This is a genomic window from Corynebacterium sp. HMSC06D04 (assembly GCF_001807315.1).
Classification (GTDB): Bacteria; Actinomycetota; Actinomycetes; order Mycobacteriales; family Mycobacteriaceae; genus Corynebacterium; species Corynebacterium simulans.
The window spans coordinates 155,676-175,645 of record NZ_KV788548.1; the positions used below are offsets into that span (position 1 = coordinate 155,676).

A 19,970-nucleotide genomic window follows, 5' to 3' on the forward strand; every position below is an offset into this window, starting at 1 on the left:
TGATTCATGGAACCCATTAAGAAGAAGGCACCTCGCCAAGGCCAGCAGCTTCCACCGTTGCCAGTTACCGCTGCCAAGATTGGTGAGCGCACTGCCAGTGAGGTGTTCTTGGAGGAAGGCCAAAAGCTTTTACCGCAGCTGCAGGAATTCCGGCGGGATATGCACCAGAACCCGGAAATCGGGCTCGAGCTTCCACGGACACAAAAGAAGGTTCTCGAGGCGCTCAAAGGCCTGCCGTTGGAGATTCAGGTCGGTCAGGATTTAAGCTCCGTGGTCGCGGTCCTTCGCGGCGGCAAGCGCGGCCCACGGCCGGTTTCTGTGCTGCTGCGCGCGGACATGGATGCCTTGCCGGTCCGTGAGCAGACGGGCGATCCTTTCGCTTCCACCAACGGCTTGATGCACGCGTGCGGCCACGACCTTCACACCGCGGGGCTCATCGGAGCGGTGAAGTTGCTGTGCGCGCAGAAGGAGCACTTGCTTGGCGACGTCACTTTCATGTTCCAGCCCGGCGAAGAAGGCCCCGGTGGTGCGCTCCCGATGATCGAAGAGGGCGTCCTCGATGCGGCGGGGCGTCGTCCGATTGCCGCTTATGGCTTACATGTCGGCCCGCAGGATCGTGGCACTTTCCACCATATTTCCGGGCCCATGATGGCATCATCGTCGAATCTGAAGATCACTGTCTATGGCAAGGGCGGCCACGGTTCGCGGCCGCATGACGCCATCGATCCCGTCGCAGCACTGGGGGAGATTCAGATGGCCTTGCAGGTTGCACTGACTCGCCGCTTCGACGCTAACGAGCCGATCGTCATCACGGTGACTAATCTGCGCGCTGGCGACGGCGCCATTAACGTCATCCCTGATCACGCCATGCTCGGCGCCACAGTGCGCGTGCTGCGCGACGAAAAGATTGAGCAAGTGCGCCAGATGGTTGTGGAAGTGGCCAGTTCTGTCGCGGCGTCGCATAGATGCACCGCAAAGGTGGATTTCGAGGTTCTGTATTCCGCAACCAAAACCAACCCGCGCGAGAATCAATTTGCCGCGACGCTGTGGGGTGGCATGTTCGGAGCAGAAAATGTCATTCCGATGGAAACACCCATGATGGCTTCGGAGGACTTCGGCGGCGTACTAGCGCAGGTACCTGGCACCTTCATGTGGTTCGGCACCGTCAATCCGGATACCCCGGAGCACCTGCGCGAGTGGAATCATTCGCCGCTGGCAAGGTTCGATGATTCGGTGCTCGGTGACCAAGCCGCAGCACTCGCCGCCGTAGCCTTTGAGCGCTTGGCTGCCGAAGACGCGCATCCTTCGCCGGCAACAAGAGTGATGCGCTCTGCGGTGGAGGGCGTTGAGTAGTACAAGATTGCCGAGATAACAATGCAGGTCAATGCGCTGAGCAGGGTTTGGCCCCACCCCACATTCTCAGCGTTAACGTCCACATAGCCCAAGATGCCAGCAGTAAAGAAGACGAAGTTATTGCACGCATGAATCACGCATCCGTACTCGATTCCGTTCGTTATCACTGTGAGTACGCTTAGACAGACGGCGAATACAAAGATGTCAACAAGTCCGATCCAGTTATAAGTATGGCCTGCCACAAATAGCGGAATCGAGGGCAAATAGGCCAACCACGGCGAGCGCAGCCACCGGCCGAATACCTGGGGAAGCAGACTGCGAAAGATAACTTCCTCCGTCACTGACTGCAGCGGCACCAAGATGACCGCCAGCCCCAGCATCAATAGAGCGTTTGGAGCAGGGGAGAATCCATTTCGGAGAATCGGAAGAAAGCTCAACAGCGTAACGGGCAACGACACGAGAAGGGCGCGCCGGGCATAATGCCACCGAAACCGACCATCGCCTGACCACACCTTACCGGGCCGGCGTCGGCAAAAGGCGCCTGGGAGGAACACAATGATGGAGAGCATCATGATGCAAAAAGGTAGCGGCGCGTTCATGTCGTCGAGATTTGAGTCTGGCGCGAAAATTGCGTAACCGATCATGAGCGCGACGAAGAGTACGGCGCTCAGCACCGCCCAAAAGAAGAAGTAAAGGATCGGGCGTTTTAAACAGCGATGAAAAGTCATGACTAAACAGTCGCTGGTAATTAATCATCCTTAAGAATGAGTTTGCGGCCTTTAAGGTATGAATCATGACTAGGAACCGTTGGCAGGTAGCTTTCATCGTCGTGCTCTGCGTCCTAGGCGGGTGCTGCTTTGGACTGATCGGTATCGGCATCGACTTAGAAGACATGGGGTTGCCCAACATCGAGCCGCAAACCGATAGAGCCTATGCCGGCTTCGTTTGCTTGAGTTTCATCGCCGGGATGGTTTCGTGGGGTTTGCTGCCATGGGCCATTTCTCATGATCCGCGGGAGCTGGAGAAATCTGACTTCCCAGGAACGCGGAAGACCTTCGTCTGCGGGGTTGTCGTGATTGCTTGCGGCTTTTCTTATTTTGCCGTGCTATCTCAGCTGGTGGCCATGGTGTCCATGACATCACGGAGGTCCGTGAAGTGGTCGGTGGCGGCAGTAGTGGCGTCGCTTAGCTATCTCGCTGTCTATCCTCTCAACCCTGCGAGTGAGTTCGAAGGCTGGTTGGAATTTGGCATCGTTCCAGTACTCGTAATCGTGCTTCTGATCGGCATGCAGCGCGGCAAGAACCGCGAGAAGCAACAGAATCTACAGCGCGAAATTCGGGAAGAGATAGCGCGTGACATGCACGATTCACTGTCGCATCGGTTGTCGCTGATTGCCGTGCATGCAGGGGCATTGTCTTTTCAGAACGAGCAGGTTTCCAAGGAGTATTCCGCGGCGGCGGAGACGATTCGCCAAGAAGCGAATGCTGCAGTACAGGATCTGCGCGCTGTGCTTTATGCTCTGCGGCAGGAGGCAGCAGAAGATCCACGAGCAAGCATCGAAACGCTCATTCGAGATGACAACGTTAAGCTGCGCTATTCCACTGATCCAGGCATAGTAGAAAGGCTCGATACCTTAGGCCAGCACACGTTGTATCGAGCGGTCCAGGAGGCAGCCACCAATGCTCGCAAGTACGCGCGGGGAAAGCCGGTGCTTTTCGACGTCGCCAAGCGCGGCCCCAATCTCGTGCTCACCGTATCCAACCCGCATACGGGTCCAGTGGGGCGTGGCTTTGGGCTGCGGGGTCTGGCTGAGCGCGCGGAACTTATCGGAGGAAAATTTCGGATGCTGGAGGGAGATGAATTCGGATGGGAATTGCAGCTGCCGACGAAGCGCTAAAGGTGGTGCTGGTCGATGACGAGGCGCTATTGCGCAGTGGCCTGCGGCTCATGCTGGCCAATGCCGGTATCGAGGTGGTGGGGGAGGCCTCTAATGGCAAGGATGCGATAGCAGCGGTGCTGGACGCGCTTCCCGATGTCGTGCTCATGGACATTCGCATGCCCGTCATGGATGGCATCGAGGCGCTGGGGAAGTTGCCGGCGTCGATTCCCGTGGTGATGTTAACCGCTTTCGATACCGACGAATTTATTGTCGATGCGCTCCAAGCCGGTGCCGTTGGATTCCTATTGAAATCGACGCCACCGGAAGCGCTTGTTGCTGCCGTTCGCGCGGCTGCGGCAGGCCAACCGATGCTCAGCCGTGAGGTACTTGAACGCCTGCTCTCCCCGCGGCCAAAGCGGAAGAACAGGCGGCTGGCGCACCTTAGCGACCGCGAGATGGAGATTGCGGAGCTGGTGGCAGATGGGTTAAGTAATCAACAAATTGCAGAGCAGCTTTTTATTTCGCTACCGACAGTAAAGACTCACGTGCAGAAGATTTTGAAGAAACTCGGCGGGACGAGCCGCGTTCACGTCGCGATTGCCGTACTTGGCGGACGATAAACCAGAGCGACGCGATCCAGATTGCCCCCACTACCACTAAAGTTGCAATGGGCAACCAGAGGCTCTCCGGGAAGGTGGCATCCAGCGAGGGAAAGAGGTTCGTGAAGAAGTGAACCGTGACGCCGCCCATCCAACCGGCGAGTGCGCGGCCACGGGCCAAGCCATATGCCGCGATGCCGGTAAAGAGGGAGTGTGCGAAGGTGCAACCAATAAACCTGATGAGCACCCCAGTAGTTGCGCCCATGAGATCTGAGTCGAGGTCTTTCAGCGTTAGGTGTGCGATGAAGGTGCAATCCTCCACGATCGCAAAGCCCATGCCTACGGCGATACCGACGTAGACGAAGTCGCGAGTGCGTTGGGGCTTAATGAAGTAAGTACAGATGAGCAGAACACCAATGAACTTCAGAGTCTCTTCAGTAATTGGCGCGAAGCCAGCGGCATCTAGCCACTGCAACTGCAGTTTTTCCAAGATGGTGGTGAAGTGCGAGTTGAAGAAGACAGCCGGGCCGGTGCACGCCGCGCCCCAGAGCATGCCTAGGGCCGTGCCGCGGTGGCCTCGGAACGCGAGCCAGGAGGCACAAGTCCAGATCACCACATGGATGAGTGCAGCGATGAGGCTGGCGGTGACGTAAGACTGGTTAAACTCGAAGTGCACGGAGTAAGCGAGACCCGCGGTAGCGAGCACATAAAATAGGTATTTCATTATTTGACCTCCATTTTGTCTGCATAGCGGGCGGCGTCAGGCCCCTCGAGATGGAAGAACAGCTTCTTATCGTCGGAGTCGTACAGGACGGTTACCTTGTCGCCTTCGTCGAGGCGATAGAGATTTTTCTGAGGCTGACGTACCGGGGCATCCGAGAGGAAAGGGGTATCGAGAATATAGCGGTGCTTTCGTAGTAACGCAGTCTCAGGTTCCCCGAAGGTCTGGCCGGGGTCAGCGCCGATGATGGTATCCCCGCATTCCCATCGGGGGGAGTCGTTAAGATATGTCGGGCTTTGCGCGCATTCCAGATCGGTGATGGCGACATCGTGGAAGGCGACGGCGCTCGTCGGGGTAGTGGGCTCAGGCAGCAGTGCGCTTGCCGCCGGCACTGCCACGAAATACGCAGTAGCTGCAGCTAGGGCTGTTAATACTTTCTTGTCCATGTCTCCGACGCTACGGAGAATGGCTATGCGTTAAATCCACCCCAGGGTGGATTTGTGGCTCTAGGCCTCCTACTACTGTGGGTGGAGATGAGTACGGCACAGTCGAAGATTAAGAACTGGATTGAAAAGCAGCGGCATGCCACCTACCTCAACACGTTAAACGGGGTAACGCGGTGGCGGCGTGCCGCCATCGTCGCCGTGTGTGTGCTGGCTGATATAGCCACGATGGGGGCGATGCTCCTGCGCTTCGACGAGCGCTCTGGCAATTCGTGGGATGATCGCATCCTTACTGAGGCCGCTATTGGGACGTCGGTGAGCATCCTCACCTGGGTCTTGCTGGCCTTTGCGCTGCGGCACGTGCCGCGGGAGTTTAGCATTTACGAACGCTATCCTGGTCCGGTCTCCGCGCTGGTCAGCGCGGTGATCATCTGCGCTTCGGCGGGACTGCATCAGTTCTCACTGACAGTCTTCGTTGCCTATGTTTCTCTGGTCTCGCGTGGAAGCAAGCGCTGGACATTGGCAGCAACGGCGGTGCTCACCTTAAGTTATGGCGTCAAGGTTTATAAGCCGGACTCTTTCGAAACCGTGCCTATGGCGGTGGCCGGGTATGCCCTTATCTGGGCCATGTTTGTTCTATCAGGGCTGTTGATAGGCGTCGCGCGCCATAGTCGCCGCCAACGTCAGGCCACGCTGGTGGCGCGCGCGGAGCTGAATAGACAGACCCTGGAAGCAGAAAGCGAAAAAGTCCGCCAGGATGAGCGCAACCGCATCGCCCGCGATATGCACGATTCGCTCTCACATCGGCTAAGCCTTATCTCTGTATATGCCGGTGGACTGGCGTACCGGAAGGATTTGCCGCCGGAGCAGGTAGCGGAATCCGCTACGACTATCCAAAAAGAGGCCGAGCAGGCGGTGACCGATCTGCGGCAGGTCATTCGCTCTTTGCGTATCGATGATCGAATTGACCCGCGCACCAGCATCGACGATCACGTAGTGCAAGCGCGCGCCGCCGGTGCCAAGGTCACGCTTGAGTACCGCGATGATTGCTTAGATAAGATTTCGACTATGGGTGTACATACGTTGAGCCGTGCCGTGCAAGAAGGTCTGACGAATGCGCGCAAGCATGCGCCAGGGCAAAAGATTGCGATCGAGGTAGCCCAAGATGGTGCTTTGGCTCGGGTGACGATGCGCAACCGGAAGGTAGAAGGGGCGTCGGCAAGCGGCGGCGAGCATGGGCTTATCGGAATGCGCGAACGCGCACGCTTGGTGGGCGGGCGCCTAGACGTAGAAGATGGCGAAGAGTTTAGCTGGAGCCTGTATTTGCCAATGGAGGAACGATGATTTCTGCTGTGCTTGTCGACGACGAGGAGCTGCTGCGCCGCGGCATCCGTCTGATTCTAGAGGGCGCAGGCGACATCGAAGTGGTGGGCGAGGCCAGCAATGGGCGCGATGGCGTGCAGCTGATTACGCAACAACGCCCGGATATTGTGCTGATGGATATCCGTATGCCGGTCATGGACGGGATTGAGGCGGTGGCGCAGCTGAAGACGGCCGTGCCCGACATTCCGGTGGTGATGCTGACGGCCTTTGACACCGACGAATTCATCGTCGATTCCTTGCACGCGGGAGCGATGGGGTTTCTGCTGAAGGCCACAGGGCCTGAGGCATTAGTCGCCTCAGTGCGGGCGGCCGCGCAGGGCCAGCAGCTGCTTAGCCCAAAAGCGCTGCAGAACCTGCTGGCGATTCCGCATGCCCAGCCGCAAGAGCCGCTCGTCCTGGCGGATTTGAGTGCGCGCGAAAACGAGGTGGCGCAGCTGGTGGCGAAGGGGCTGGACAATACTGAAATCGCGGAGCAGCTTTATGTCTCTGTGGCCACAGTCAAGACGCACATCAAGCACATCTTGGAAAAGATTGGCGGCACGAACCGCGTGCATATCGCGATTGCGGTGCTGGAGCAGCGCTAGCTTATCCGCTAGTATCAGGGAATCAGAGTTTCTAATGGATTGGATTGCCACGAATGCAACTGCCAAATTTTGATGATTCTTCGTACGACGTCGCAGATGCCGAGTTGCTATCGGCTTTTGAGGTCTTTGAGCGCATCGAAGAGCATGTGCTCGATAAATCTCTACTTTTCGAAGTCTATTCGAGCTAGGGATACCAGCGCGTTGATGTCACCCGGAACCTCGTCTGGGTGAATTGAGCAATAGTCCAAGATGAAATAGCCCGCATGCTGCAGGGCAAGGTGGCGCTGCCAGAACTCACCCACGTGTTGCGGGTGGTTGACTGCAATGGACTGGATAGAGCGGCGCTCAGAAAGCAGCTCGTACTGCAGGTCGCGGCGAGCGGCTAGGGACTCGTCGGGGGTCGAGAAAAGTAGTGCGCCCAGCAGGCTGGTGATTGCTTCCTGGCAGCGGACCTGCAGACGGTAATGGTTGGTCAGCTGGGCACGCGGCTTCCATAGCCAGAGCACCAGCAAGGAAAAGACCACCGACAGCGCGATCTCACAGATGCGGGAGAAGGCCGTGAACGCCAAGTGATCGGCCGTATGGCCCATGAGCAGCGCCAGCGGCGTGGAGAAGATGACGCAGATGGCGTAGTTCTTGACCACGAAGATCTCCGCGCAGAATTGGCAGGCAGCGAGCGCGAGCAGCAGCGTCCAGCTTTCTAATCCGAAGGACGCAATGAGGTAGAACACGCACACACCGAGCAGCGAGCCCACCATTCGCTGCAATCCGCGGATGGTGCCGGGCACGTGGTCCGGGCCCCACTGCAGAAGAAGCAGCACGGAAACTGCGCCCCAGTCCGGGCGGTCTAGGCCCAGTGCAAGGCCCACGAGCGTGGTGGCGATGGCCGCAAGCAGAATCTTTTCTACCGTTACCACCGCATGCGAGTTGCCCACCGACGCGCGGTAGATGCGGTAGCGCATCGTCGGCTTGGTGTGCGGGATGGCGGTGCGGTTTGGGTCGACGTAGGTCGGGGAGTCAGAAAGCTCATCCGAGTTGGCAGAGAGATCCAGCGACTGGTTGTGCTGCACGATACGGTTCTGCGCGGCAAGGGCACGCTCCACGAGGTGGCCTTGTGATGTTTGGATGACGCGGCCGCCGCGGACGATACCGGCGTCGGAAAGCGCTTGCCACGTATTCGCCAGCGCCGTCTGTGCCTGATGGTGGCGTGCCAAGACGTCGGTTGTGGAGTTCTCAAAGGCGTCAGTTGCCTTCTCTAGGGTCGCGACAGTGCGGGCCTCCGGACCGTGCGGGGAGTGGAAGCGAGGCAGCATGCCCAGGCAGTACGCAGCGATGACACCCGCAATGGACCACGCAGCGACCGCAAAGGGGGTGATGTCGATGCGCGCGAGCATGGTGGAGCCGCCGCCGACCATCACCACGAAGAAGGAACCCGGCGGCGGCAGGCGTAGCGCATTCTGCAGGAAGGCGCCGAGCGCGCCAATGAAAATAGCAAAGGCCGCAGACAGCAAAAGCCACCAGTGTCCGTGGCCCGGGGCGAAGACGAGCTCACCCACCAGCGAACCAACGGTAGCGGCCAAGGTAAGGAGCACACCCGCAGTGAGAATCACCCAACGGCGGGTGCGATAGGGGTGCCCCTCGCCGTAAATGACGGACATCGCGCCTGCGGTGACCAACAGCACGGCGTCGGGGTGGCCGGTGAGGATGGCGAGCGCGCCGGGAATGGCGATGGCGAGAGCAGCACGCATCGCGCCCGGCCAGCGAGTCACCGAAGAGTTGTAGGCGGTGAAAAGCTGTAGCGGGCGCGGGCGTTGCGGTAGGGGATGCTCAATCAATTCGCTCATATCGCGGCATACGTTACTCCTGCGCAGCCTTAAGAAGCGACTTGGTATACGGGTGCTGTGGGGCGGACCATACTCCGCGTTCGACCAGCTCACCATGGTGGATGACAGTCAGGCTGGAACACACTTGCTTGACCACACCCAGATCATGCGAGATGAACACCAGCGTCAGGCCGTAGCTTTCAACGAGCTTCTCAAGCAGCTCGAGGACCTGGGCGCGCACGGAGACGTCGAGGGCGGAGACCGCTTCGTCGGCGAGGAGGATGTCCGGGTTGCCGATGACCGCGCGGGCAATCGAGATGCGCTGGCGCTGGCCGCCGGAGAACTCGTGGGGGAAGCGGTCCAAGGCATTCTCGTCGATGCCGACCTCCGCCAAGACTTTCGTAATCTCGGCACGCGTGACCGGTGTGGGCGAGCCCTCAGCCACGATCTTCCAGATCGGCATGCGTGGATTGAGGGAACCTTGCGGGTCCTGGAATACCATCTGCACTCGGCCTTCCACCTTCACGGACCCGGAGGTCGGCTGCTCAAGGCCGGTGATGAGCTTGAGCAACGTCGTCTTACCGGAGCCGGAACTGCCGACGACGCCGATGCGCTCGCCCTTGCGTACTTCGAGGGAGACGTCGGAAAGCGCAGTAGTGGAGCCGTAAGCCTTGGTGATGTGGTCGAGGGAAATGACAACCTCGCCGAGCTTCGGCTCAGCGGCAGCCGGCTTGGACTGGGAGGCCGCGATGAGGTGCTTGGTGTACGGGTGCTGGGGGTTGTCCAGCGCCGCGCCGGATTCGACGATCTGGCCGTCCTGCATGACCAACGTCTCAGGGCACATGCGGCGGATGACGCGTAGGTCATGGCTGATGAATAGCAGCGCGGTGTTGTGGCGCTGGGTCAGTTCCATGATGAGATCCAGGATGTCGTCTTGCGTGGTGGCATCGAGGGCCGTGGTGGGCTCGTCGCAGATGAGCAGCTTGGGGTTGCGGGCCATGGCCATGGCAATCATTACGCGCTGGCGCTGGCCACCAGACAGCTCGTGCGGGAAGCGCGCGGCAAGGGTCGGATCGAGGCCCACCTCGTTGAGCGCCCCAGCAGACGCGCCGGCGTAGCGCAGCTGCTTGCTCACGCGCATGAGCGGGTCGAGCGCGCTCATCGGCTCCTGGAAGACCATCGCCATGCCGGCGCCGCGCAGCTTGCGCACCTGGCGGTCGCGCAGGCCCACGAGCTCGCGTCCGCCAAGCTCGATGGAACCCTCAGCGTGGAGGTTTTTTGGCAGCAAGCCCATGATGGCCAGCGCGGTCAGGGACTTGCCGGAGCCGGACTCACCGATGATGCCGAGGCTCTCGCCGGCATCCAAGGAAAAGTTCAAAGGGCCGACGAGCGTTTTATCGCCGTTGTGGATGCGAAGGTCGGTGACGGTAATCATCGCTTGCCTCCTTTCAGGCGGGGATCGAGGATGTCGCGCAGGGCGTCGCCAAGCAGGTTAAAGCCCAGCACCGTGGCGGCGATGGCAAGGCCCGGCCAGAAGGCCTGCATGGGATGGCTGGCCAGCAGGGACTGGGAATCTTGCAGCATGCGGCCCCAAGACGCGGTGGGTGGGGTGGTGCCGAGGCCCAGGAAGGAAAGGCCGGCCTCGGCGAGGATCGCGAGTGCGAAGTAGACGGAGGACTGCACGATGATAAGCGGGGCGATGTTAGGCAGGATATGGCGCACCGCGATGGTGGGCGATGGAACCTTGGACACGCGCGCCGAGGCGATGAAGTCCTGCGTGACCACCTGCAGGGTGCCAGAGCGCGCCACGCGGGCGAAGGAAGGGATTCCCGCGATGCCGATGGCGATCATGGCCGAAATCGTCGACGGACCCCATACCGCGCCGGCGATGATGGCCAGCAGCAAGGCAGGGAAAGCCAGCAGCAGATCGGAGCCGCGCATGATGAGGGAGTCGAGGATGCTATTTCGGCGCATGCCCGCCACCACACCGAGCGGAACGCCGACGAGCGCGGCAATGCCGACGGCGATGACGCCCACGAAGAGCGTGATGCGTGCGCCGACCATCAGGCGCGAGGCGATGTCGCGACCAACGCGATCAGTGCCGAGGAGATGCTCAGCGGAGCTGCCCTCCAGCAAATCGGGCGAGGCGATGTTCGGCGCATAAGGCGTCCAGAAAAGGGAGACCGCCGCCAGGAGGGCGGTGATACCGACGAGAACGAAACCCAACTTCTTCATCGCTTCTCCTTCAAACGCGGATCGATTACGCGGTAGGCCAAGTCGGTGGCCAAGTTGATGGCCAACGTGAAAAAGACCAACAGCATAACCAGGGTCTGCACGGTGGTGAGATCGCGGTTGGACACGGCATCGAGAAGCATGCTGCCCAGGCCCGGAATGACGAAGACGGACTCGATGACCACCGCACCCACAATCAGCGTGGTCAGCTGTAGCCCCGTGACCGTGAGCACCGGCAGGGCCGCATTGCGCAGGCCGTGGCGGCGCAGCGCCTCCGCATGGGATAGACCCAGCGCGCGGGCGGTGCGGATGTAATCCTGATCCATCACATCCACGATGGAGGAGCGCACGTAGCGGGTGAGCATCGCACCCTGCACCAAGGCCAGAGAGATCACTGGCATGATGAGTCGGGCGATAAAGCCGCCGAAGTCCTGGTCCGGCGGAATCCAGCCATTGGCCGGCAGCCAACCCAGCCGCACCGCGAAGAATGCCACCATGATGATGCCCACGAGGAAGCTTGGGATCGCGATGCCTATCTGGGTGAGTGCGGAGACGAAGCTATTGCCCGTGCGCGCCAGCCACATGCCAACCGGCACGGCGCCGGCGAGGGCCAAGAGGATCGCCAGTCCCACCAAGATCAGCGAGACCTGCGCGCGGTCAACCACCAGCGGAGTGATGTCCTGCTGGGAGGCCAGGGAGGTGCCGAAGTTTCCGCTGAGCAGGCCACCGACCCAATCGAAGTACTGTGCCAAAAGCGGGCGGTCGAGGCCCAAGGCGGTGGTCAGCTCGGCGACGGCGTCGTCGGTGGCGTTAACGCCCAGTGCCACGCGCGCCGGGTTGCCCGGGACTGCGCGCATGAGCAGGAAGATGGCGATGGAGGCGGCGAACAAGGTCACCACGAACTTGGCGAGAGCCTTGAGATAGGTCACGGTGCCTCCTTGAGATCTGCCAGCTCGATGGCGTCGGTTACCTGGTTCGGGTTCAGGCCCTCGATGCCATCGCGGTAGAGGACGATGTTGGGCATGTTCATCAGCGTCAGCGCACCGGCATCGGCCATGATCTGGTCCACGGCCTTTTCCATGCTCGCGGCGTATTTGCTCTCCGGGGCGGAATCTGCAGCGGAAAGCAGGTCGCGGGTCTTCTGTGAGTCATAGCCCAGGTAATAGTCCGGGTTGCCGAAGAGCGTCGGAATATCGCGCGGCTCCACGTGGGAGACCAGGGACATTTGGTAATCCTTCGCGCCCATGACTTGGCCCAGCCAGACGGCGGGGAACTCGGCGGATTCGAGGGTGACGTCGAAGCCGACCTCAGTTAGCTGCGAGTATAAAAGCTCAGAGACGCGCTGGGCATAGGGCAGGGTCGGCGCGGTAATCGTGATGTGCGCGCCCTCGGCGCCGGCTTCTTGCAAAAGCTCCTTCGCGCGTTGCGGGGCGTAAGGGTAATAGTCCTTCTCGTTGAACCATGGGTCGGTAGGAGGTACGGGCGCGCCGCCGGTGTCCTTGGCCAGGCCGTCCCACAGAATCTGATTCGCGGCTTTGCGGTCGACGGCATAGGCCACTGCGCGGCGCACGCGTGGGTCGTCGAAAGGCGCGGCGTTGTTGTTCATGGAAAGCAGCACCTCGCCGTTGGTGGTGCCCACGGCGGTGCGGATTCCCTCGCCCAAGTTATCGAGCAGCTCCGGGTTCTGCATCGCCCAAACCACGTCGACGCCGCCGGACTTTAGGGAATTGACCGAAGAGATTGCATCGGGGAAGTACTGGATGGTTACCTGCTCTTTTGGCACCTTGCCCCAGTAATTCTGGTGCGGACGCAGGGAGATGTATTCACCGGGCGCGAATCCGGCAAGCTCAAAGGGGCCCGTGCCCACGGGCTGGGTGGCCAAATCCATGGCGTTTGGCGTCATCATCGCACCGATTGCCGTGCCCATGGACCACAGCCAGCTATTCGAGTGCTTCTTCAGCTTTACCTGTAGCGTGTATTTGTCGAGTGCTGTGGCGCTTTCTACTACGTCCATCTGCTTGGAGATGCCGTTGGTCCACTTTTCCTTCACGTTGTTGATGGAATAAGCAGCGGTCTCGGCGGTGAATTCGTCTCCGTTGCTAAATTGCACACCATGGCGCAGGTGGAAGGTATAGGTGGTGTCTTTTACATCCCAGCTTTCGGCGAGGCCTGGCACAATTTCCTCGCCCTCGATGCGTACGAGGGTTTCGTAGACGTTACTCATGAGTGCGGCAGGGATGGCAGCTCCACCGACGTTGGTGAAATCGAGAGAGGTAGCAGCGCCGGTTGCGGCAATGGTCAGCGAATCACTGGCGGTGGGTTTGACCGCCGTGTGTCCGGCTGAGCACGCGCTTAGCGACGCCCCGAGAACCAGCGCGCTCGCTGCACGCGCTAGGTGTACTTTCTTCATGTAAGCAGGTTAAGCGTTTCGGCTCGGTTAAGCGAATGTCCCTCGGGGGGAGGGTTAGTCAGTAAGGATGACCTCAAGTGGGGAAGTAGTGCCGCGGACGTTGGTAATGCCGACCTTCATGCGATCCGCGCGCAGGAGATTGGTGGTGTACTCCACGGGGCGGCCAGCGTGATCGGAAAGCTCAATGTGGATGCGCCACAGCGGAGTGCCAGGCTCGCAGCTAAGGGCTGTTGCGTCCTCTTCGGAGGCGCAGGTAAGAGTCAGCTCGCGGTGCGCGTTATCGAATTCGACGCCTTGGGCCATCAGATGATTGTGGATGGAGCCGGAATCGGCATCGAAGTCCAAAATGTGCTTGCCCACGTGCAGCGGGAAATACATACGCTCGATGGCAACCGGCTCGCCGTCGATGCTGCGGATGCGGTGTACAAACACCACCTGTTCGTCCTCGCTGATGCGCAGGTAGCTTGCCGCCTCCTTGGGGGCAGGGCGGCGGGCGGTCCACAGGGTCTTTTGCCCAACGTTGTATCCGCGGCCGCTCAGCCAGTTGGTGATGGAGCAGATCGCGTCGAAGTTCTCCGCGGTGAAGCTGCCTAACACCACGGAGCGACGTCCGCGGCCGGAGCTTACTAAGCCTTCGGCGCGCAGGCTCGCAATAGCCTGGCGCACTGGACCGCGGGAGGAGTTGAACTTCGCGCACAGTTCCGCCTCGCTGGGAAGAAAGTCACCCGCCTTGATGCTCTCGTCCTTAATGAGGCCGCGTAGATAGTCCGCGATCTTCTTGTGCTGCTGCACCCCGCGTGCTGGCATGTCTCCTCCTTACGTAGCGAAAATAGTGGAAGCCAAATAATGTAAATACTAATCAAGTTAAATCGAGCGTCTTAATTGCTCAAGCCTAGGGGCGTGTGCAGCCTTTGAAAAGCTCAGAATGTGCACAATTTTTGGGGGTGTTTAGCGGGGGTGTTTTAGTTGAGCTCCCATGCTTTTGCGAGCAGATTCATGTTCTGCAGGAGGTTGTCATGGCCGGTGGATTGTAGCGAGATCATCAGCTCGTCAGCTTGGGCTAGCTCTTGGAAATCTGCGAGGTAGTCGCGCACGTGGTCGGTGGTGCCCACGGCGCTGTATTTCATCATGCCGAGAATCTGGGCGCCCTGGTGGGAGTTCTTGATCTGCTCGACTTGCTGATCCGTTAGGTACTTGCCGCGGCCGGCGAAGGCCTTGACGCGGTTGAAGCACACCTTTTCGTACTCGGCGTCGGCAGCCTCCTTGGTATCGGCGGCGGTGACATTGACGCCTGCGATGACATAGGGCTCGCTAAGGGCCTCGGAGGGCTGGAAGTTATTGCGGTAATAGGCCGTGGCCTGGCGCAGGTGCGTGGGCGCGAAGTGGGAGGCGAAGGCATAGGGCAGGCCGTACTTGGCGGCCAGCGACGCGCCGAACATGGAAGAGCCCAAGATGTAGAGCGGCACGTGGGTGTTTACGCCGGGAATGGCCTGCACGCCAGGAACCAAGGACTTGCCGGAGAAGTAGCCCTGCAGCTCCTTAACGTCCTCGGGGAAGCGCTCTGCTGCGTGGGCGTCGCGGCGCAGTGCGCGGCCCAGGGTGTGCATGTCGGTGCCAGGCGCGCGGCCTAGGCCGAGATCGATGCGGTTGGGGTAGAGCTCGGCCAGGGTGCCGAATTGCTCGGCCACGACGTAGGGGGCGTGATTGGGTAGCATCACGCCGCCGGCGCCAAGACGGATGGTGTTGGTCTTGGCGCCGATGTGGGAGATGAGCACCGCGGGCGACGAGGAAGTGATCGTCGGCATGTTGTGATGCTCGGTGTACCAAATGCGGGAGTAGCCGGCCTTCTCTGCAACTTGTGCAAGCTGGACGGAGCGGGCCATCGATTCTGCGGCGGTCTCGCCTTCGTAGATGGTGCAGAAGTCAAGCAGGGAAAGCTTTGCGCGGTTGGTCACTAATAGTCCTTAAGTTGCAGGTTGAAGTTGCAGGTTGGAAAGTGCTCTTATTTCCAACGCTACGCCCGGACTATTTATTTCGCTGTGCGAAGTCGATGCCCATGCCGATGAGGGCTGCAATCGCCGTCGGCGCGAACCAGCCAAGGCCTACGGCCTGGCCCGGTGAGACGTCCAGCAGCGGCTGGATGCCTGCGAGCCAGCCTTGGCCCGCCAGGACGGACAGCGCAGACCAGATGACCGAGGTCCACAGCGCGAGCAGGAAGGCCCAGCGGAAGCGCACGGCATTCTTGACCACTGGCTGCAGCAGCGTCAGTGCAATCAGGGTGATGGCCGGCGGGTATAGGAAGGTGATGAATGGAACTGCGATGGCCAGGACGGTCTCCAAGCCCTGGAAAGCAAAGGCGATGGACAGCAGGGTAAAGAGCACGGCCCAGAAATGGTAGGTGGTCTTTGGAACCAGCTGCACGAAGAACTCAGAGGTGGCGACGATAAGGCCGACCGCGGTGGTCATGCACGCCAGGATGACGATGGCGGAGAAGACTGCCTGGCCGATGTCGCCCATGGTGGAATTCGCGGCGTCGGCAAGCAGGGTGGCGCCGGATTCATAGCTCTGACCGTTCGGGATGGTCTGGCCGATCCAGCCCAGGCCGAGGTAGATGGCGGCCAGCAGGCCGCCGGCGATAACGGCTGCGGTGATGGTGCCGGAAACCACCGGCTTGCCTTCCTTGAAGCCCTTGGACTTCAGGGAGGTGACGATGACGATGGAAAAGGCCAAGCCAGCGATGGCGTCCATGGTGTTATAGCCTTCGAAAAGGCCGGTGACCATGGCGGAAGAAGTGTAGTCCTCCGAAGGGGTGGCCGGGACGCGTTCGGCGCCGAAGGAGGCCAGGGTGATCAGGACGAAGAGCAAGATGACCAGCGCAGGGGTCAGGAACTTGCCCAGGGTGTCGATGATGCTATTCGGCTTCCACGACAAGACGAGCGCCACGAGGAAGAAGATGATGTTGTAGGTGACGTTGGCGCCGAAGCCTTCCCAGCCGAACAGCGGGGTGATGGCGGTTTCCATGGAAACGGCACCGGTACGCGGCAGGGCGTAGAAAGCGCCGATGGCCAGGTAGGCCATGGCGGAGAATACGATGCCGAAGAACTTGCCGCCGTGGTTTCCGATGTCGCGCACGGATTGGCCGGAGATGGACACGGCGACGACCGCCAGGACCGGCAGTAATACGCCGGCTGCCAAAAAGCCCAGGATGGCCGGCCAGAAGTTGGTGCCGGAGGCTACGCCGACCATGGGTGGGAAGATAAGGTTGCCGGCGCCGAAGAACATCGAAAAGAGCATCAGCGAGGCCACCACGATGGTGGTGACGGAGCCGCCCTTTTTGCCGGTCGGAGTCGCAGGTGTTTGTGTTTGTGTTGTCATATCTTCCCTCTGGTTTCCCACTATTTGGGATAACTGTCTCATAACACGTTATACGGTGGAGGGAAGTCTGGCAAATTTCTAATTGCTATTAGAAAACCTTCTCCAAACGGTCTAGTGCTTCTTCCAAGATCTCGCGAGAAGTCGCGAAATTCAAACGAGCATGGTGGCTGCCGCCGGTGCCAAAGGTCTCGCCCTCGTTGAGGGCCACCTTCGCGTTCTCGCGCAGCCACTTCGCGGGCTGGGGGTTATCACCAATCGCGGTGTCCCGGAAATCGAGCCAAAGCAGGTAAGTTGCCTGCGGAACGGTGGTTTTCAGCCCCGGTATGTGCTTTGGCAGCTCCTCGACGAGCCAATCGCGGGTCTGCCGTAGATACTCAATCTCCTGGTTTAGGAACTCATAGTCGCGGTAGGCGGCCTCGGCTGCTAGCACGCCTAAAGTTCCGGTGCCGTCCTTGGCCACGCCGCTCAAGCTATTCCAGGTGGCAACGTCGCCGGCGTTAGAGAAAATGATCTGCGCGCACTTTAGCCCCGCAATATTCCACGCCTTGGACGTAGCGGTCACGGTGATGGTGCGCCTTGCGCCGGCCTCGCCCAAGGAAGCGACCGGAATGTGCTTGCCCTCGTAGACCAGAGGAGCGTGGATCTCGTCAGCGAGGATGCGCGCGTCATATTTCTCCGCCAGCGCCACCAACTTAGTGAGATAGTCTTCCTCAAAGACGGTGCCCAGTGGGTTGAAAGGATTGGCCAGCAAGATGGAGCCAGCACCCTGCTGGAAGGCGCGCTCGATGTCTGCAAGATCGAGGGTGGTCTCAATCTTTTCGCGGCCGGCGGCTTCTGGCAATTCCAAAAGCGGCGGGTAGGAAGGAACCGGAACCACCACTGGGGAATCGGGCCGCGTGAAGTAGTTCAGCGCCAAGAAAAGGCCCCGGACTACATCGCCGATCCAGAAAATCTGCCGCGGGTTGGGGCGCCAGCCGTAGCGCGTTTCATAAAAGTCAGCCACGGCGTCATTAAGCCCGGCCGACTTCGGCGAGGGGGTGTAGCCAAAGGTCTCGGCATCCACGGCGCGCTGGATTGCATCTTTGACTGCAGGAGAAGTTTCAAAATCGGACTCTGCAATCCACAGCGGCAGTACGTCATCGCCGTACACCGTCCACTTCCGGGTGCCGCGGGCTTGTAACTTTTCTAGTGATGGAAACTGCATAAGCCCCACACTAGCGCGGGGCAAAAGCAGGCAACAGGTTTATTATTCTTCCGTCTCAGCGGCGGTGTTTTCGACGAATCCGTAGCGCTTCAAACGCTCACGGTCTGCACGCGAGCTGGACTGGGTAAGGCGCAGCAGCTCGGCATAGATGCCGCCGGACTGGGACAACTGCGCCGGCGAACCAATCTCATCAATGCGGCCTTTATCCAGGGTGATGATGGTATCCACGTCGGCGATGGTGGACAGGCGGTGGGCGATGATCAGCGTGGTGCGATTCTTCATCAGCTCATCCAGGCCTGCTTGCACGGCGCGCTCGGCCTTGGTATCCAGCGCGGAGGTGGCCTCGTCCAGGACCAAGATCGGCGCGTCCTTGAGCATCGCCCGCGCCACGGCAACGCGCTGTTTCTGTCCGCCTGAAAGCTTTAGGCCGCGCTCGCCAATGACGGTGTCGTAGCCCTGCGGGAAAGCCTCGATGAAGTCGTGAGCATTGGCGCGCTTGGCGACGTCGATTATCTCCTGCTCGCTCGCACCGGGCTTGCCGTAGGCGATGTTTTCGCGGATGGTGCCCGAGAACAGATAGGACTCCTGGAAGACCACGCCGACAGAGGCGCGCAGGCGCGCGGCCTTGAGCTCGTCGACGTCGTGGCCCAGCACGCTAAGGCGGCCCGCGGTGGGGTGGTAGAGGCCGAGCAGCAGATTGACCAGCGTGGACTTGCCGCCGCCAGATTCGCCGACCAAAGCCACCTTGTGGCCTTTCTCGGCAGCAAAGGTGATTTCTTCGACCACGGGCTTGTCTTCTTCATAGGAAAAGGACACGTCCTGGAAAGCAAAGACCGGCTTGCCCGGCGTCGGCTCCAAAGGCTGAACCGGTTTGAGGTCAAGCACCGGGGCGTCGGAAGCCGTGGTGGCCTCGATGAGGCCCTTGTTCGCCGTCGGCTCGAAGTTTTCCTCCATGACCTTGAAATAGTCCTTGGAACCGGCGATGGCGCGCTGGGCCGTGTCCACAATCCAGCTCATCATGAACACCGGCTGCTTGGCCAGGTTGACCAGCTGCAAGATCATGACCATATCGCCGATGCTGAAATGGCCATGGAGGGTGCGCCAGAACACGATGGCGTAGATGCCCAGGAAGATGAGGGACATGGCCACGCCGCGCAGGGTATCCATGGAGTGCCACCAACGCGACTGCGGCTTGGTGGTATCGACGATGCGGCGGTAGAGCTTGCCAAAGCTATCTAGCTCGCGCACCTCCGCCACGAAGGACTTGGTCACTTTAACCTGGCCGATGACCTCAGCAAAGCGGCCATTGGCCTGGTCCACATCGGCATTCTTTTTCCCCTCGTATTTTTGCCAGCGCGTCGAGGTCATGGCGGTAAGCCACATGTACAGCGGAAACAGCAGCGCGAGCAGTAGTAAATGCCCATGATGACCAACACCGCGATGGCCTGAATCAGCATGGTGAAGAAGTTGTTGGAGAAGGACTGCACAAACTGCGTGATATTGGAGATTGAGCGATCCAGCCGGGCGATGATGGTGCCGGTGACCTGATTGTCGTAGTAGGCCTGCGGCACGGAAAGCAGCTTGGCAAAGTAGCGAGTGGACAGGATCTGACGCAGGCGCGCCACCATGACGTCGCCGATATAGCCGCCGACGTTTTTGATTAGGTTGCCCAGGGCGTCGGCAGCAAACAATGCGATGACCAGCCACATGACGGTGCGCAGGGCGCTTTCGGCCGGGGTGTTGCCCTGCAAGGACTCAACGATGGCGTCGGTTGCCTCGCGGACCAAGAAGGGCGAGATGAGCGAGAGCACCGCGGTCACCGTGGCGGTGGCAAGCACTCCCAAATAAAAAGGCCACAGCGCAGAAGCACTGCGAGTAATGTGCAAGATGGAGTTCATAAAGCTAGCTAGCGCCTCTCAATTCTGAGGTAGGGGTGAGAAAGATTCGAGAAGGAACAGTATGCC

17 protein-coding genes and 2 pseudogenes are annotated in these 19,970 nt (G+C 60.1%); 6 read left to right on the top strand and 13 right to left on the bottom strand.

Translation table 11 applies throughout. From position 1 onward, the window contains the following. Positions 1-6: 6 nt before the first annotated feature. Positions 7-1,353, top strand: coding sequence for a M20 metallopeptidase family protein (locus HMPREF3155_RS08105; protein WP_062037886.1), 1,347 nt, complete (start codon positions 7-9; stop codon positions 1,351-1,353). A gap of 122 nt (positions 1,354-1,475) precedes the next feature. Here HMPREF3155_RS08105 and HMPREF3155_RS13470 read toward each other — a convergent pair. Continuing rightward, a pseudogene (locus HMPREF3155_RS13470) lies at positions 1,476-2,081 on the bottom strand (lysostaphin resistance A-like protein); the annotation flags it as partial. A 65-nt stretch (positions 2,082-2,146) separates the two neighbouring features. On the opposite strand from HMPREF3155_RS13470, the gene HMPREF3155_RS08110 reads away from it, so the two are divergent. Both HMPREF3155_RS08110 and HMPREF3155_RS12685 read left to right on the top strand, forming a co-directional pair. Further along, positions 2,147-3,250 carry a sensor histidine kinase gene (locus HMPREF3155_RS08110; protein WP_070433021.1) on the top strand — a complete coding sequence of 368 codons (1,104 nt, stop codon included), beginning with the start codon at positions 2,147-2,149 and terminating at the stop codon, positions 3,248-3,250. After that, a complete protein-coding gene (locus tag HMPREF3155_RS12685; protein WP_082778636.1) occupies positions 3,220-3,852 on the top strand; it encodes a response regulator in 633 nt (210 codons plus the stop codon). Before HMPREF3155_RS08110 ends, HMPREF3155_RS12685 begins: the two co-directional genes overlap by 31 nt. Here HMPREF3155_RS12685 and HMPREF3155_RS08115 read toward each other — a convergent pair. Together HMPREF3155_RS08115 and HMPREF3155_RS08120 are read right to left on the bottom strand one after the other, a co-directional pair. Next, entirely contained in the window at positions 3,749-4,555 is an 807-nt protein-coding gene (locus tag HMPREF3155_RS08115) for a PrsW family glutamic-type intramembrane protease (RefSeq protein WP_070433022.1), read from the bottom strand. The two genes, HMPREF3155_RS12685 and HMPREF3155_RS08115, sit on opposite strands and share 104 nt — an antisense overlap. Then, positions 4,555-4,998, bottom strand: coding sequence for a hypothetical protein (locus HMPREF3155_RS08120; RefSeq protein ID WP_070433023.1), 444 nt, complete (start codon positions 4,996-4,998; stop codon positions 4,555-4,557). The genes HMPREF3155_RS08115 and HMPREF3155_RS08120 overlap by 1 nt, the downstream gene beginning before the upstream one ends. Positions 4,999-5,085: 87 nt before the next feature. Between HMPREF3155_RS08120 and HMPREF3155_RS08125 the strand changes: the two genes are divergently transcribed. The 3 genes from HMPREF3155_RS08125 to HMPREF3155_RS13390 are packed head-to-tail and all read left to right on the top strand — an operon-like array spanning position 5,086 to position 7,150. After that, positions 5,086-6,339, top strand: coding sequence for a sensor histidine kinase (locus HMPREF3155_RS08125; protein WP_246817713.1), 1,254 nt, complete (start codon positions 5,086-5,088; stop codon positions 6,337-6,339). Further along, positions 6,336-6,962, top strand: a complete 627-nt coding sequence (locus HMPREF3155_RS08130; RefSeq protein WP_049063143.1) for a response regulator — start codon at positions 6,336-6,338, stop codon at positions 6,960-6,962. The genes HMPREF3155_RS08125 and HMPREF3155_RS08130 overlap by 4 nt, the downstream gene beginning before the upstream one ends. A 53-nt stretch (positions 6,963-7,015) precedes the next feature. After that, positions 7,016-7,150 carry a hypothetical protein gene (locus HMPREF3155_RS13390; RefSeq protein ID WP_256365590.1) on the top strand — a complete coding sequence of 45 codons (135 nt, stop codon included), beginning with the start codon at positions 7,016-7,018 and terminating at the stop codon, positions 7,148-7,150. On the opposite strand, the gene HMPREF3155_RS08135 is transcribed toward HMPREF3155_RS13390, so the two are convergent. The 10 genes and pseudogenes from HMPREF3155_RS08135 to HMPREF3155_RS08180 form a co-directional block, all read right to left on the bottom strand. Further along, positions 7,124-8,806 carry an FUSC family protein gene (locus tag HMPREF3155_RS08135; RefSeq protein WP_070433024.1) on the bottom strand — a complete coding sequence of 561 codons (1,683 nt, stop codon included), beginning with the start codon at positions 8,804-8,806 and terminating at the stop codon, positions 7,124-7,126. The genes HMPREF3155_RS13390 and HMPREF3155_RS08135 overlap by 27 nt on opposite strands. Before the next feature lie 13 nt (positions 8,807-8,819). Continuing rightward, on the bottom strand, positions 8,820-10,220 hold the full coding sequence (locus tag HMPREF3155_RS08140) for an ATP-binding cassette domain-containing protein (protein ID WP_070433025.1): 1,401 nt from the start codon (positions 10,218-10,220) through the stop codon (positions 8,820-8,822). Further along, positions 10,217-11,020 carry an ABC transporter permease gene (locus HMPREF3155_RS08145; protein ID WP_070433026.1) on the bottom strand — a complete coding sequence of 268 codons (804 nt, stop codon included), beginning with the start codon at positions 11,018-11,020 and terminating at the stop codon, positions 10,217-10,219. The genes HMPREF3155_RS08140 and HMPREF3155_RS08145 overlap by 4 nt, the downstream gene beginning before the upstream one ends. Continuing rightward, entirely contained in the window at positions 11,017-11,946 is a 930-nt protein-coding gene (locus HMPREF3155_RS08150) for an ABC transporter permease (protein WP_210385653.1), read from the bottom strand. Before HMPREF3155_RS08150 ends, HMPREF3155_RS08145 begins: the two co-directional genes overlap by 4 nt. Then, positions 11,943-13,427, bottom strand: coding sequence for an ABC transporter substrate-binding protein (locus tag HMPREF3155_RS08155; protein ID WP_070433027.1), 1,485 nt, complete (start codon positions 13,425-13,427; stop codon positions 11,943-11,945). Before HMPREF3155_RS08155 ends, HMPREF3155_RS08150 begins: the two co-directional genes overlap by 4 nt. A 54-nt stretch (positions 13,428-13,481) precedes the next feature. Further along, on the bottom strand, positions 13,482-14,234 hold the full coding sequence (locus HMPREF3155_RS08160) for a GntR family transcriptional regulator (RefSeq protein ID WP_070433028.1): 753 nt from the start codon (positions 14,232-14,234) through the stop codon (positions 13,482-13,484). 155 nt (positions 14,235-14,389) lie between these two features. Further along, entirely contained in the window at positions 14,390-15,382 is a 993-nt protein-coding gene (locus HMPREF3155_RS08165) for an LLM class flavin-dependent oxidoreductase (protein ID WP_070433029.1), read from the bottom strand. Positions 15,383-15,452: 70 nt separating this feature from the next. Further along, complete coding sequence (gene brnQ, locus HMPREF3155_RS08170; protein ID WP_062037910.1) at positions 15,453-16,802, bottom strand: branched-chain amino acid transport system II carrier protein; 1,350 nt, start codon at positions 16,800-16,802, stop codon at positions 15,453-15,455. Positions 16,803-16,890: 88 nt separating this feature from the next. After that, on the bottom strand, positions 16,891-18,006 hold the full coding sequence (locus tag HMPREF3155_RS08175) for a MalY/PatB family protein (RefSeq protein ID WP_070433030.1): 1,116 nt from the start codon (positions 18,004-18,006) through the stop codon (positions 16,891-16,893). Between the two features lie 42 nt (positions 18,007-18,048). Continuing rightward, positions 18,049-19,904: pseudogene (locus HMPREF3155_RS08180) on the bottom strand (ABC transporter ATP-binding protein). Between the last annotated feature and the right edge of the window lie 66 nt (positions 19,905-19,970).